General features: G+C 73.8%; 15 protein-coding genes and 2 pseudogenes. 16 read left to right on the top strand and 1 reads right to left on the bottom strand.

What is annotated here, in order from left to right; translation table 11 throughout:
- Positions 1-111: 111 nt before the first annotated feature.
- The 16 genes and pseudogenes from ACNAVT_RS23560 to ACNAVT_RS23485 all read left to right on the top strand — a co-directional run bounded on the left by ACNAVT_RS23560 (position 112) and on the right by ACNAVT_RS23485 (position 10,905).
- Positions 112-897 (top strand): DeoR/GlpR family DNA-binding transcription regulator, encoded by a 786-nt coding sequence (locus ACNAVT_RS23560; RefSeq protein ID WP_416299328.1) that lies wholly within the window; start codon positions 112-114, stop codon positions 895-897.
- A 99-nt stretch (positions 898-996) separates the two neighbouring features.
- The gene (locus ACNAVT_RS23555; RefSeq protein ID WP_416299327.1) at positions 997-2,007 is read left to right on the top strand and encodes an ATP-binding cassette domain-containing protein; all 1,011 of its coding nucleotides are present in this window, start codon (positions 997-999) and stop codon (positions 2,005-2,007) included.
- Positions 2,004-3,020, top strand: a complete 1,017-nt coding sequence (locus ACNAVT_RS23550) for an ABC transporter permease subunit (RefSeq protein ID WP_416299326.1) — start codon at positions 2,004-2,006, stop codon at positions 3,018-3,020. Before ACNAVT_RS23555 ends, ACNAVT_RS23550 begins: the two co-directional genes overlap by 4 nt.
- 134 nt (positions 3,021-3,154) lie before the next feature.
- Positions 3,155-3,592, top strand: coding sequence for a DUF3263 domain-containing protein (locus tag ACNAVT_RS23545; protein ID WP_416299325.1), 438 nt, complete (start codon positions 3,155-3,157; stop codon positions 3,590-3,592).
- Between the two features lie 179 nt (positions 3,593-3,771).
- Entirely contained in the window at positions 3,772-4,674 is a 903-nt protein-coding gene (locus ACNAVT_RS23540; RefSeq protein ID WP_416299324.1) for a hypothetical protein, read from the top strand.
- Between the two features lie 151 nt (positions 4,675-4,825).
- Entirely contained in the window at positions 4,826-5,335 is a 510-nt protein-coding gene (locus ACNAVT_RS23535) for a GNAT family N-acetyltransferase (protein WP_416299323.1), read from the top strand.
- Between the two features lie 295 nt (positions 5,336-5,630).
- The gene (locus ACNAVT_RS23530; protein ID WP_416299322.1) at positions 5,631-6,077 is read left to right on the top strand and encodes a hypothetical protein; all 447 of its coding nucleotides are present in this window, start codon (positions 5,631-5,633) and stop codon (positions 6,075-6,077) included.
- A 2-nt stretch (positions 6,078-6,079) separates the two neighbouring features.
- Positions 6,080-7,255 carry an SRPBCC family protein gene (locus ACNAVT_RS23525; RefSeq protein WP_416299321.1) on the top strand — a complete coding sequence of 392 codons (1,176 nt, stop codon included), beginning with the start codon at positions 6,080-6,082 and terminating at the stop codon, positions 7,253-7,255.
- Positions 7,252-7,470 (top strand): annotated as a pseudogene (gvpJ, locus tag ACNAVT_RS23520) (gas vesicle protein GvpJ); the annotation flags it as partial. The gene ACNAVT_RS23525 and the pseudogene gvpJ (ACNAVT_RS23520), both read left to right, overlap by 4 nt.
- 199 nt (positions 7,471-7,669) lie before the next feature.
- Positions 7,670-8,425 (top strand): GvpL/GvpF family gas vesicle protein, encoded by a 756-nt coding sequence (locus tag ACNAVT_RS23515; protein ID WP_416299320.1) that lies wholly within the window; start codon positions 7,670-7,672, stop codon positions 8,423-8,425.
- A 2-nt stretch (positions 8,426-8,427) separates the two neighbouring features.
- Positions 8,428-8,763 (top strand): gas vesicle protein GvpG, encoded by a 336-nt coding sequence (locus ACNAVT_RS23510; RefSeq protein ID WP_416299319.1) that lies wholly within the window; start codon positions 8,428-8,430, stop codon positions 8,761-8,763.
- Position 8,764: 1 nt separating this feature from the next.
- Positions 8,765-9,115, top strand: a complete 351-nt coding sequence (locus ACNAVT_RS23505) for a gas vesicle protein (RefSeq protein ID WP_416299318.1) — start codon at positions 8,765-8,767, stop codon at positions 9,113-9,115.
- A 1-nt stretch (position 9,116) separates the two neighbouring features.
- Positions 9,117-9,317: pseudogene (gvpJ, locus tag ACNAVT_RS23500) on the top strand (gas vesicle protein GvpJ); the annotation flags it as partial.
- A gap of 160 nt (positions 9,318-9,477) precedes the next feature.
- Positions 9,478-10,293: a GvpL/GvpF family gas vesicle protein gene (locus ACNAVT_RS23495; protein ID WP_416299317.1), complete on the top strand. Its 816-nt coding sequence runs from the start codon at positions 9,478-9,480 to the stop codon at positions 10,291-10,293.
- Positions 10,294-10,330: 37 nt separating this feature from the next.
- Positions 10,331-10,555 carry a gas vesicle protein gene (locus tag ACNAVT_RS23490; protein ID WP_416299316.1) on the top strand — a complete coding sequence of 75 codons (225 nt, stop codon included), beginning with the start codon at positions 10,331-10,333 and terminating at the stop codon, positions 10,553-10,555.
- Entirely contained in the window at positions 10,552-10,905 is a 354-nt protein-coding gene (locus tag ACNAVT_RS23485; RefSeq protein WP_416299315.1) for a gas vesicle protein K, read from the top strand. The genes ACNAVT_RS23490 and ACNAVT_RS23485 overlap by 4 nt, the downstream gene beginning before the upstream one ends.
- A 98-nt stretch (positions 10,906-11,003) precedes the next feature.
- Here the strand turns inward: ACNAVT_RS23485 and ACNAVT_RS23480 are convergent, their stop codons facing one another.
- Entirely contained in the window at positions 11,004-13,301 is a 2,298-nt protein-coding gene (locus ACNAVT_RS23480; protein ID WP_416299314.1) for an AAA family ATPase, read from the bottom strand.
- Between the last annotated feature and the right edge of the window lie 104 nt (positions 13,302-13,405).

Here is a 13,405-nt window from a genome sequence, read left to right as displayed (position 1 = left end):
GGCAACCGGCCCCCAGATCGCGCAGGTCAGGGTTTTGCGCCTTCCTAGTTTCGCGCACTACTGTGCACGCAATCAATCATCGTTCGTGCAGAGTCAGTGGAGGTTCCCGCGGTGGACCGGTACGCCCGATGGAACGCGCTGCTCGAGATGTTGACCGACAGCGGTCGGGTCAGTGTCGAGGACGCAGCCGAGCGGCTGGACGTCTCCCAGGCCACCATCCGGCGGGACTTCGACCAGCTCGCCCAGCAGCAGATGATCACGCGTACCCGGGGCGGGGCGGTCGCCAACGGCGTCTCGTACGACCTGCCGCTGCGCTACAAGACTGCCAAGCACTCTGCCGAGAAGCAGCGGATCGGCACCGCCGCCGCCGCGCTGGTCTCCCCGGGCACGGTGGTCGGCCTGAACGGCGGCACCACCAGCACCGAGGTGGCCCGGGCGCTGGCCGTCCGGCCGGACCTCAACACCAGCGCCGAGGGTGCCCAGCTCACCGTGGTCACCAACGCCCTGAACATCGCCAACGAGCTGCTGGTGCGCTCGCGGATGAAGGTGGTGGTGGCCGGCGGCGTGGTCCGGCCCAAGTCGTTCGAGCTGGTCGGCCCGCTGGGCGGGGCGCTGCTGCGCGAGGTGACCCTGGACGTCGCGCTGCTCGGTGTGGACGCGATCGACCCGCAGCTCGGCGCCGCCGCCCACCACGAGGGCGAGGCGGCGATGAACAGCCTGATGGTGGCCCGGGCCAAGCGGGTGGTGGTGATCGCGGACTCGTCCAAGTTGGGCGGTCACGCCTTCGCCCGGATCTGCCCCGTGGACCGGGTGGAGACCCTGGTGACCGACTCCGGCGCGTCGCCCGCGGTGGTGCAGGCGTTCCGGGACGCCGGCGTGCACGTCATCTGCGCCTGACGGCGAATCCTCGACACGCCCCGATGCATACCCCGTATTGCCTTCGGCTGCATACCGCGTATGGTGTCGCTGTCACCTTACTCATCGGGGGAGGTCAGCTTGACGGCTGTCCTGGAGATCGAGGGTCTCCGCAAGACGTACCAGAGTCGCAAGCGCGGGACACGCCACGCGCTCGACGGGTTTGACATGCGGGTCGAGGCCGGGCAGGTGCACGGTTTCCTCGGCCCGAACGGCTCGGGCAAGACCACCACGCTGCGCACGCTGCTCGGCCTCATCCGTCCCAATGGCGGCCGGATGGCCATCCTCGGCCACGAGCTGCCGCAGGCGTTGCCGACGGTTGCCGGCCAGGTCGGGGCCATCGTGGAGAGCCCACAGTTCTTCCCGCACTTCTCCGCGCGCGACACGCTCGGGCTGCTCGCCCAAGCCGGCGAGCTGCCTCGGCAGCGGGTGGACGAGGTGCTGGAGCTGGTCGGGCTCCGCGACCGCGCCGGGGAGCGGGTGAAGACCTACTCGCTCGGCATGAAGCAGCGGCTCGCGGTCGCCTCCGCGCTGCTGAAGAACCCGCAGCTGCTGATCCTGGACGAGCCCGCGAACGGCCTCGACCCGGGCGGCATCCGGGAGATGCGCACCCTGATGCGGGACCTCGCCGCCGCCGGCATGACCGTGGTGCTCTCCAGTCACATCCTCGGCGAGATCCAGCTCATCTGCGACTCGGTCACCATCATCTCGCTCGGCCGGCGGGTCGCGTTCGGCCCGGTCGAGCAGGTGCTCGCCGCGCACTCGCAGGGTGCCGTGCGGGTCCGGCTGGAGGCGGTCACCGACCTGCCACAGGCCGCCGAGGCGCTGACCCGGGCCGGGATCCGGGTCACCACCACGGAACCGGACCACCTGATGCTCGGCGGCGTCGACAAGCCGGCGACCGTCAGCCGCCTCCTCGCCGAGCAGGGCCTGTACGTCAGCGAGCTGGCGCCGGTTGCGGTCGACCTGGAGAGCGTCTTCCTCGAACTGACCGCCACCGCGCCCGTTCCCGGCCAGCACCGGCAGGTCGACCAGTCCACGAAGGTCGGTGAGCCGGGCAGCGGCAACACCGGAGGAGGTTGGGGCGCGTGAGCCTGTACGTCACCGAACTGCGCCGGCTGGCCAAGCGCCGGCTCACCCGGCTCCTGCTGGTCCTGCTGGTGCTCGGCCTGGCCGGCATCGCCACGGCGTTCAGCCTCTCCAGCCACAAACTGTCCAAGGAGGTCGTGGCGGCGGCCCAGGCGACGTCCGACGCCCAGTACCGCCAGGCGGTGGAGGACTGGAAGCGGACCGTAACCGAGTGTGACGCCGCCAAGGCCCGCGGGGATCAGAACCTCGAGGAACGGTACGGGCCGGACTGCGGCCGGGAGTGGATGCCGCAGCCGGAGATGTTCGACCCGAAGTGGAACCTGCCGTACCAGTTCGACTTTCGGAACGAATTCTCCACGTTCATCATGGTGTTCGCCGGCGCGGTGGCGCTCTTCGCGTTCATCGTCGGGGCCTCCTTCGTCGGTGCCGAGTGGAGCACCGGCGGGATGATGAACCTGCTGCTGTGGCGGCCGAAACGGCTCGCCGTGCTGGGCACCAAGCTGGCCGCGATGCTCACCACGGTGCTCGGGGTGAGCGTCGTGCTCGGCGCCCTCTGGACGCTGGCCTTCTGGCTGACCGGCACCTACCGGGGGACCACCGCCAAGGTGACCGCCGGGGTCTGGCAGTCGGTCGGACTGGACGGCCTGCGGGCGGTCGGGCTCATCCTGGTGGTCGGCGCGGTCGCCTTCGCGCTCGCCTCGCTCGGCCGGCACACCGCGATGGCGCTCGGCGCGGCCGTGGCGGTCTTCGCGATCAGCGAGATCGGCATCCGCATCGCGGTCCGCGTGCTCGCGGTCCCGTTCGGCGACCGGTACGTCCTCTCCACGTACGCCCAGGCGTGGTTCAACAAGAAGCTGACCCTCTTCGACTACCGGACGTGCGAGTTCGCCCAGGGTGCGTGCAATCCGGGCGAGATGGTGGTCACCTGGCAGAACTCGGCGTGGGTGCTCGGCCTGGGCGCCACGGCGGTGCTGGTCGCCGCGTTCTGGACGATGCGCCGGCGGGACATCTCCTGACCGCCCTCCGCGCCGCCGGCCGACGGCCGGCGGCGCGGACACCGCGTCCGATGCGGCCGGGGCGGGCCCTGGTTACGCTGGGGTCCCCCCGGCCGGCGGTCGCCGCGCCGGTCGTCCGCCTCCCGAGGAGCGCCATGCCCGCCGACGCCTCCGCGGCCGCCACCGACCGGCCCGAGCCGTCCGGGCACGCCGACGTCGCGCGCCGGGAGACCGGCGTCACCGTTCCCCCGCCTCGCTCCGCTCCCGCCGTGGAGGCCGACCCCGACCCCGCCGCCGCTCCGGCCGACGAGGCCGGGCCGGCCACGGTCGGCCCGTCGGTGGACGGCGGGTCCGCACCGGCGGACGGGCTGACCGAACGGGACCGGCGCATTCTCGCCTTCGAGCGGCAGTGGTGGAAGCACGCCGGGGCCAAGGAACAGGCCATCCGGGACACCTTCGGGCTCTCCGCCACCCGGTACTACCAGCTGCTCAACGCGCTGCTCGACCACCCGGCCGCGCTGGCCGCCGAGCCGGTGCTGATCGGGCGGCTGCGCCGGTTGCGCTCTTCGCGGGCCCGTACCCGGCGGCGCTGACCGGCCCACGTCGCGGAGGTGCACAGCCTGCCGACGGGCCGCGCAGGGGGTGCCCACTCGCTGTTCTCCCGGCGAGGTGCGCGACGTACCGGGGGGCTGCGGGATGCACCGCCGGCCGCGTCCTCGGCATGGCGTCCGCCGGTCCGGGTAGGCGGGCGGGCGACGGAGGGAGTCGACGGATGGGGGCACCAGATCGCCGGTACGCGACCGGGAGCCAGCCGGCACGGCCGATCGGGACGGCGCCGATGATGCGGGTACGTTCCGCCTCCGACCCGGCCCCCGGCCGGCTGGTGAACGAGGACGTGGTCTTCCAGCTCGGTCCGCTGGTCGGAGTCCTCGACGGGGCCACCGTGCCGGAGGGCTTCGACACCGGCTGCGTGCACGGGCCGGCCTGGTACGTCCGGCACCTGGCCGCTCGGATCGGCCTGGCCGTCGCGGCCCGGCCGGCGGCGACGCTGATGAGCAGTCTGGCGGCGGCGATCCTGGCGGTCCGCGCCGACCATGGCGGGGACTGCGACCTCGACCACCCGGGCACCCCGTCGTCCACCGTCTGCCTGCTCCGGGAGGGCGGCGACCAGGTGGACTACCTGGTGCTCTGCGACAGCCCGCTGGTGCTGGACGCCGGCGGCCAGGTCAGCGTGGTCTCCGACGACCGGCTGGACGCGGCGATGGCGGACCTGCGCCGCACCGCCGCCACACTGCCCGGCGACGACGCCGATCCGGCGACCCGGTTCCGTCGGTCGGTGACCGTGCAGCGGGCGCGGCTGAACCGGACCCACGGCTACTGGGCCGCCGCCGCCGACCCGGACGCGGCGTACCACGCGGTGACCGGGACGCTGCCGCTGCGCGGACCGCGGGCGCTACGGCGGGCGGTGCTGCTCAGCGACGGCGCGTCCTGCGCGGTCGAACAGTTCGGCCTCTTCGACTGGGCCGGCCTGCTGGACGTGACGGCGGCGGAGGGGCCGGAGGGGTTGATCGGCCGGGTCCGGGCCGCCGAGCGGGACCACCCGGACCGGCTGCGCCGGCACAAGCGGACCGATGACGCCTCGGCGGTGTTCTGCGAGTTCCGACCGGCCGGGTAAGGAGCGGCCGACGGAAGAAGGTCCGGTCGGGTGACAACGGAGCGTGAGGTGGAACACCGAGGGGGTACGACCGGCCGATCCACTCCACCGGACCGGCAGTCCGCACCCAAAGGGGTGGACTTGGGCCGGTACGGCCGGCAGACTGCGGCACGTGACGGGTACGGTACGACTGGAGCCGGTGGACGAGCAGAACCTGGAGCCGTTGCTCTCCGTAGCGGCTGCCGAGGCGGAGCCGGAGGATGTCATGCCCCCGGTGCAGGCCCCGGCCGGCTGGTCGCTGGCCCGTCGGGACGCCTTCCGCGAGTTCCACCGGGCCAGCTTCGGCGGCCTGCACGGGCCCACCCGCACCCTGATGTACGCGATCGTGGCCGGCGGCGAGGTGGTCGGCATGGTGCGGATGACCCGGTGCGAGGAGCCGGGCACCGTGGAGACCGGGATGTGGCTGGGGCGCTCGGCGCGCGGCCGGGGGCTCGGTGCGGCGGCCCTGCGTGAGCTGTTGAACGCCGCTGCGGCGGCCGGCATGCACACCGTCGTCGCCGAGACGACTCCCGACAACCAGGGCGCGATTTCCGTCCTGACCAAATGCGGCGCGAAATTGCGCGAGCGAAACGGGAAGCTGCACGCAGAAATGTGCTTGGATTCTGTCCTGCCCGCCCGCTGAGCCCGTTATCTTCCTTCCGTAATCTTTCACCTTCTCCCTGCTCGCACCGGCCTGTCTGACCGGTTTGCGGCGGTCTCGCCCTGACTGGGGCGCGCATCCGATTGCCGCTGTGGCGCGCCTTGCGGAAATGCGCGGGAATGTTTTGTGACTGGGGGCTGGGGTACTGCCCGCCGGGTCCGCAAATACGGGACACCCGTCGGTCGCAGGCCCATTTTCGCTGATCCCCGGTAGCTGTTTTCCGGCCTGCCCCGAGCAGGAGGGTGTCCTCGTTCCGCCGGGGAGCGAAGGAGAACTGATGAAGAGTGGAGCACGGGTAGCGCTGGCGGTGGGCTTCGGCTACCTCCTCGGCCGTCGCAGGAAGTTGCGTACCGCGCTGACCTTGGCCGCCGCGGTGGCCGTCGGCCGGGCCAGCCAGCAGCCTGGCGGCCTGCTGAAGTACGGCACGGACCTGTTGAACACCTCCCCCCAGCTCAGCAACCTGACCAGGCTCGGTGGCCCGCTCGCCACCGCCGGCAGAGCCGCGGCGACGGCCGCCGCCGGCAGCGGTATCGACGCGCTCAGCGGCAAGCTGCGCGGCAGCACCGACGCGCTGCGCCGCAGGTCCGGCACCGGCCAGCGGGGCGAGGAACCGCCGGCGCCGGAGCGCTCGGCCCCCGACGAGGAGCAGGAACTGGACGAGCAGCCCGCGGCACGGGACGACGAGGACCGGGCCGAGCCCGCCGGCCGGCGACGGAGGCGGTGACCATGGCGACCAGCAACCTCGCCGACAAGGCGCGTGACCAGATCGGCGGCGAGCTGCGCAACCTGGCCGCCGCAATTGGGGAGCGGGCCGTGCAGGTGGTCACCGAGCGGCTCACCGGCGCGACCGGCCGACTCAGCGAGTACGCCAAGCAGGGCGGCGGCCCCGGTCTGATCGCCGCCGCCACCGGCGTGCACAAACTCGCCGAGGGCCACTCCCCGATGGCGGCCATTTTCCATGCCGGCCTGGCCGGCGGTAAGGAGAAGTTGATGTCGGCGTTCGGCGCTGGCGGCGGCAAGGGCGGCGGCAGGAAGGTGAAGGTCACCAACATCGTCGAGACCATCGAGGTCGGCGTACCGGTCCGGGTCGCGTACAACCAGTGGACCCAGTTCGGCGACTTCCCGAGCTTCATGAAGAAGGTCGAGCAGGCCGAGGCCGGCTCCGACGAGAAGATGACCTGGAAGGCCCAGGTCTTCTGGTCGCACCGGACCTGGGAGTCGACCATCGTCCGGCAGGTCCCGGACCGCCTGATCCACTGGCGCTCGAAGGGTGAGAAGGGCGCGGTCGACGGCACGGTCAGCTTCCACCAGCTCGGCCCCGAACTGACGAAGATCCTGGTGGTGCTGGAGTACCACCCGCAGGGCCTCTTCGAGCACACCGGCAACCTCTGGCGCGCCCAGGGGCGCCGGGTGCGGCTGGAGCTGAAGCACTTCGTCCGGCACGTGATGACCCGTACGGTGCTCGACCCCCAGTCGGTCGAGGGATGGCGCGGCGAGATCGAGGACTCGCGGGTGGTGAAGGACCACGAGACCGGGCTCCGCGAGGAGCAGGAGGCCGGCGAACGGCAGTCCGAGGAACTCGAGGAGGAGCAGGCGGAGCGCCGGCCCGCCGAGCGCGGCCACCGCCGTCCGCCGCAGCGTCGCCGTTCCCCCGAGGAGGAGGAGTACGACGTCTACGACGAGGGCGACGACTACGACGAGGACGAGTACGCCGAGGAGCCGGAGGAGGAGGAGCCCCGCCGCCGGCGGCCCGGACGGGCTCGCCGCCCGCAGTCGCGGGAGGAGCGCGAGCCCCGCGAGGAGCGCCCGGACCGGCCGGGCCCTCGCCCGGCCGCCCGCCGTGCTCCGGAGTCACCGCGACGGCCGGTGGTCCGCCGCCGGCGGGAGGAGGGGGACCAATGACCATCGCCACGACAACGAGCCAGCCCGGCAGCGCCCTGGAACGCACCGGCAGCGGTGGCGGCACCCTCGCCGACGTCGTCGAGACGGTGCTGGACAAGGGCGTGGTGATCGACGCCCAGGTGTCGATCGCGGTGGTCGGCATCCAACTCCTGGAGATCAACGCCCGGATCGTGATCGCCAGCGTCGAGACGTACCTGCGGTTCGCCGAGGCGGTCGACCGGCTCAGCATCACCCCGAAGGGCCAGAAGGGCCTGCCCGATCTGGTGGGGGACACGGCCGGGGCGGCGACCAAGGGCAAGGCGATCTCCGGACTGACCAGGGCGGCCAAGGAGATCAGCGGCGTGGTGGTGGACTCGCTCGGCGACCGCGGCTCCGAGTGGGACCGGCCCCGCCGCCGGGAGAGGGAGAGCTGAGATGGCCCAGGAGACGGGACTGTTCATCTACGGCATCGTGCCCTCCGATGTGGAGCCGACCCCCGAGGCGGAGGGGGTGGGCTCCCCGCCGGGTGAGGTCACCGCGATCCGACACGGCGAGCTCGCCGCGCTGGTCAGTGCGGTCGGGCTGGAGGAGCCGCTGGGCCGGCCGGCCGACCTCATGGCGTACGAGACGCTGCTCGACGGGACGGTGGTGGTCGCGCCGGTGCTGCCGGTCCGGTTCGGCACGGTGGTGACCGGCGAGGACGCGGTCGACGAGCTGCTGGACGCGCACCACGACCGGTTCGCCGCCGCGCTGGCGGAGTTGGAGGACCACCTCCAGTACACGGTGCACGGGCGCTTCGACGAGCAGGAGTTCATCGGCGGCTTCCTGGCCGGAAACGCCTCCGCCGCCGCGCTCGCCGATCAGGTGCGCGGGCGGCCGGAGGCGGAGAGCCGGGAGCCCCGGATCCGGCTGGGCGAGATGATCAGCCAAGCCGTGGAACTGCACCGGGAGGCGGAGAACCGGGAACTGATCGACGCCGTGGGGCGGTACGCCGTGGCGGACGTCGCCCGCCCGCCCAGCCACGAGCTGGACGCGGTGAACGTCGCCTTCCTGGTCGGGACCGACGACGAGGAGGAGTTCGTCCGGGCGGTGGAGGAGTTCGCCGAGCAACGGCGGGGCCTGATCCGGATGCGCCTGCGCGGCCCGGTCGCCCCGTACGACTTCGTCAGCGCGCACCAGTTGGTGGAGTGAACGTGGACATCCTCTGGGGGCTGCTCACCCTGCCGTACGTTCCGGTGCGTGGGCTCACCGCGGTGGTCACGGTGATCGCCCGCGAGGCGGAGTCGCAGCAGTACAACCCGGTAAACATCCGGCGCGAGCTGGAGGAGCTGGACCGTGCGGCAGCGGCCGGCGAGATCAGCCCGCAGCAGCGGGACGAGGCCCAGCAGCGGGTGCTGGACCGGCTGACCGGGTCCACCGGCTCCACCAGCGCTGCCCCGTCCCGCAGCACCGCCACCCGCCGGCGGCAGCCGCCGGTCCGGCGGCGGTCCGGCGGCCGACGGGGCGAGCACCGCGGGCGAGGGAGTTGACATGGCACCAGGGCGAATCCGTGGCGACGGCGACCGCGAACGCCGGCGCGAACCGGACGACCGCGACGCCGGCCGGTACGTCGACGAGGAGGACTACGAGGAGATCTCGGCCGCCGAGGCGGCCCGGGAGGGGCTGCGCCAGATCGTCGGGCTGACCGGCAAGGACCCGCTCGGGGTCACCTCGATCGAGCCCACCGACGACGGCTGGCGGATCGGGGTGGAGGTGGTCGAGGACCACCGCATTCCGGCCTCGACCGACCTGCTCGGTCTCTACGAGGTCGAGCTGGACCTGACCGGCAGCCTGCTCGCCTACCGGCGGACGCGCCGCTACCAGCGCGGCAAGGGGGACTGAGATGACCGTTGGGCGGACTCCGTCCGTGGTGCAGAACTCCGGCCAGGTGCTGCCGGCCGGGCACGAGCCGGCGAACCTCGGGGACATCCTCGAACGGGTTCTCGACCGGGGCATCGTCATCGCCGGTGACATCCGGGTCAGCCTGCTCGACATCGAGCTGCTGACGCTCAAGCTGCGGCTGGTCATCGCCTCCGTGGACACCGCGCGGCAGATCGGCATCGACTGGTGGGAGCACGACCCGTGGCTCAGCTCCCGGGCCCGCCCGCCGGTCGAGCCGGGCCCGCGGGACCCGGAGGAGGTCGAGGCGTCCCGCCGGCCGCGGGTCGCCCGCCGGTCGGCGCGGGCCGCGAGAGAGGAGCGGGATGAGTACGAGGACTGACCCCACGCCGGCCGCCGCCGGGCTGGACACCGGCGTCTGGCTGCACGGCGTGGTGGCCGAGGCTGACCCGGCCACACTGGCCGGGATCACCGGGATCGCCGGTACTCCGGTGCGGGCGGTTCCGGCGGCCGGCCTGGTCGCCGTGGTGAGCGACGCCCCGTTGGCCGAGTACGGCGAGGCGGCGCTGCGCCGCAACCTGGAGGACCTGGCCTGGCTGGAACGGGCGGCCCGGAGCCATCACGCCGTGGTCGACGCGTTGTCCCGGGCCGGCGCGGTGGTGCCGGCCCGGTTGGCCACCGTGTATCGCGACGACGACCGGACGGCCCGGGCGATGGTCGAGCGGCGCGACGAGCTGACCGGCACGCTGGCCCGGCTCACCGGCCGCGAGGAGTGGGGCGTCAAGGGGTACGTCGTACCCGGGGCGGCGCCGCGCGCCGAGGAACCCGCGGGTGCGGGCGGGGCCGGTGCGGCGTACCTGCGACGGCGCAAGGCCCAGCTCACCGCCCGGGAGGAGGGGCAGCGGATCGCCGCCGACGCGGCGGCCGCCGTGCACACCGCACTCGCCGGGTACGCGGTCGCCGCCCGCCGGCACGCCCCGCAGGACCGGCGGCTCTCCGGCTCGCCCACGGCCATGGCGCTCAACGGCGCGTACCTGATCGACCGGGACCGGCTGGACGGCTTCTCCGCGCTGGTCGGTGCGCTGGCGGACCGGCACCCGGAGATCCGGCTGGAGCTGACCGGCCCCTGGCCGCCCTACTCATTCGTGGCGGAGCCGCAGCCCTCGCGGGAGGCGGCGTGACGGCGGCGGCTCGCCCGGTCCGATGCTGGAGGTCGGCATGGGCGTGAACACCGTGGTCCCGAGCAGCGCGGACGACCCGCTGACCTACCGGCCGGTGGCCCTGGTCGACCTGCTTGACCGGGTGCTCGCCACCGGCGTGGTGATCACCGGGGACATCACACTCGCCATCGCCGACGTCGACCTGGTCCGGATCTCGCTGCGCGCGCTGATCGCCTCGGTCGGCGCGCTCGCCCCACCGGAGCTCAGCGAGGTCGAGCCGTGACCGGGCGCGACGAGGCGGCGGAGCTGGCGGCGGCGCTGGGGGAATCGCAGTGGCAGGCGCCCCGGGTCCGGCCGCTGGATCGCCGGCTCGCGGTGGACCAGGACTCCGTCGAGCGGGGGCTGGCCAGCCTCGTGCTCACCGTCATCGAGCTGCTGCGGCAGCTGATGGAACGGCAGGCGCTGCGCCGGGTCGACCTGGGCGACCTCACCGACGAGCAGGTCGAACGGATCGGCACCACGCTGATGGCCCTGGAGGAGCAGATGTCCCAGCTCCGCGAGTACTTCGGCCTCGCCCCCGAGGATCTCAACCTCGACCTCGGCCCGCTCGGCCCCCTGCTGCCGACCGACTGACTACGCGCACCGATTGACCACGTGCACCGGACGCGACACGCCGAGCGGCAGGGCGATGGCGGCCGGCTCGGGTACCGCCGCGCCGAGCGGCCGGGCGCTCAGCCTGCCTGCCGCTTCGCGTAGGCCTCGAGCGCGGCGAGCTGCGCGGGGTCGAGGGAGGGCCGGACCCGGGTGCGGGCCGCTGCGACGTGGGCGGCGGTGACCGTGGCGGCGGTCAGCGACTCGCGCATCGCCGCCAGGGCCGCCTCGCGGACCAGGGCCGCGCAGTCCGCCGCCGAGAAGCCGTCCAGCTCCACGCCGAGGGTGGCCAGGTCCACGTCGGCGGCCAGCGGGACGTTGCGGGACGCCGCGCCGAGGATCTCCGCCCGGGCCGGACCGTCCGGCGGCGGCACGTACACCAGGCGTTCCAGCGGGCCGGGGCGCAGCAGCGCCGGGTCGACCCGGTCCGGCCGGTTGGTCGCACCGACCACCACCACGTTGCGCAGCGCCTCCACCCCGTCCAGTTCGGTGAGCAGGGCGGCGACCACCCGGTCGGTCGTGCCCCCGTCGGTGGCCTGGCCGCGGACCGGGGCGAGCGCGTCCACCTCGTCCAGGAAGACCAGCGTGGGGGCCGCCTCGCGGGCCCGGCGGAACAGCTCCCGGACCGCGCGTTCGCTCTCGCCCACCCACTTCGACAGCAGCTCCGCGCCCTTCACCGACAGCACGTTCGCCCGCCCCGACCCGGCCAGCGCGGTGACCAGATATGTCTTGCCGCACCCGGGCGGCCCGTAGAGCAGCACCCCGCGCGGTGGTGTCACGCCCAGCCGGGCGAAGGTGTCCGGGTAGGTCAGCGGCCAGAGCACCGACTCGGTCAGCGTCTCCTTGACCTCGTGCAGGCCCCCGACGTCGTCGAGGGCCACCGAGGCCAGCTCCAGGGTGGACGCGGCCATCGTGGTGGGCCGGACCACCTCCAGCGCGGCGGTGAAGTCGGCCATCGCCATCGTCGGCGCCTCGGCCACCTTCTGCCGTAGCGCCGCCCGCACGCCGGCCTCGCGGACCAGCGCGGCCAGGTCGGCGGCGACGAACCCCGGCGTACGGGCGGCCACCTCGTCCAGCCGGACGTCCTCGGCGAGCGGCACCTGCCGGGTGAGCACGGTCAGCTGTTCCCGGCGCAGCGGCTGGTCGGGCAGCGGGACGGTGATCCGCAGCGAGAGCAGGTCCGGGGCGCGCAGGGTGGGGTCCACCGCCTCGGGGCGGCCGGTGGTGCAGACCACGGCCACCCCGGCCCGGACCGTCTCTGCGACGACCTGCCGGAACATCGTGGACACCGGGCCCGGCTCGTCGGCGGGAGCCAGTGCCTCCACGTCGGTGACCAGCAGGACGGCGGGTCCGTCGGCGCGTACCGCCTCGGCCGTCTCGCGTAGCCGACGGACCGCCGCGTCGTTGCTCAGCGCGGCCACCTCCGGCGCCCACAGCGGGCGGACCCGGGCGCGTACCCGGGCGGCGACCGCGCGGACCAGCGCGGACTTGCCCGAGCCGGCCGGTCCGGTGAGCAGGACGCCCAGCGAGACGGTGGTGTTGAGCCGGCCCAGCACCTCCCGGTGGTGGAAGCCCAGGTCGAGCAGCTCGGTCAGCTGCTCGGCCTGGGCCCGCAGCCCGGGCAGCTCGTCGACGTCCGGTGCCGCCGGCGGCTCGACGATCTCGGGCGCGGGCAGGTCGGCCGAGGCCCGCTCGGCCCCGGCCTCCGCCGGTCGGTCGACCCGGGCCTGGCCGTCATCCCTGGTCGCGGCCGGGGCCGGCCGGCCGTTCGGGTCCTGGCCGATCGGACCGGAACCCCGGGTCGCCCGGCCGTGCTCCCAGCCGACCACGGTGTCCATGGTGACCAGCGCGCCGGCCTCCGGCTCGGCCGCGACCACCGTGAGCAGGGTGCTGGTCCAGGCGTACCCGACGGTGTTGGCGAGGCTGCGCCGCGCGGCCTCGACCAGGCCGCGGACCGCGGCGTCGGGCAGCACGTCCTGGGGCAGGAGTGAGACGTCGTCCCCGGCGGTGACCACCTTGCCGAGCAGGGCGAGGCGGAGCATCTCCGGGGAGACCGCGGCGACGATCCCGACCGGGCCGGCCAGGGTCACCGACCGGGCCGGAATCACCGGCAGCCGGCGCACCGTCACCTGGCCGCCGTCCCGAAGGCCCAGGTTGCCCAGGAGCAGGTCGTCGGCGTAGAGCAGGGCGGTGCTCGCGGTCGGCTCGGCCGGAGCGACGATGCCGGCGGTCACCCGCCGGCCGGCGAGCCGGACCGGGTCGCCGGGGCGCAGCGCCAGCGCGGCCAGCACCTCCGGGTGCAGGCGGACGACGCCGCGCCGGGCGTCCAGCGCGGCCGGCCGCAGGCTCGCGGTCAGGGTCAGGTCGGGTTCCGCCACCCGCCCGACAGTAGCCGCCGGCACCACCTCACGCCCGCGGCGTCGCCGCCCCGGGTCAGCGCGGTACGGCGTTCCTCAGCTCGGCGATCAGCCGCGGGCTCAAC

This window comes from Micromonospora sp. SL4-19, assembly GCF_047921475.1.
Classification (GTDB): domain Bacteria; phylum Actinomycetota; class Actinomycetes; order Mycobacteriales; family Micromonosporaceae; genus Micromonospora.
The sequence above is the reverse complement of the archived record's forward strand: the minus strand, read 5'-3'. Positions and strand labels throughout refer to the sequence as shown.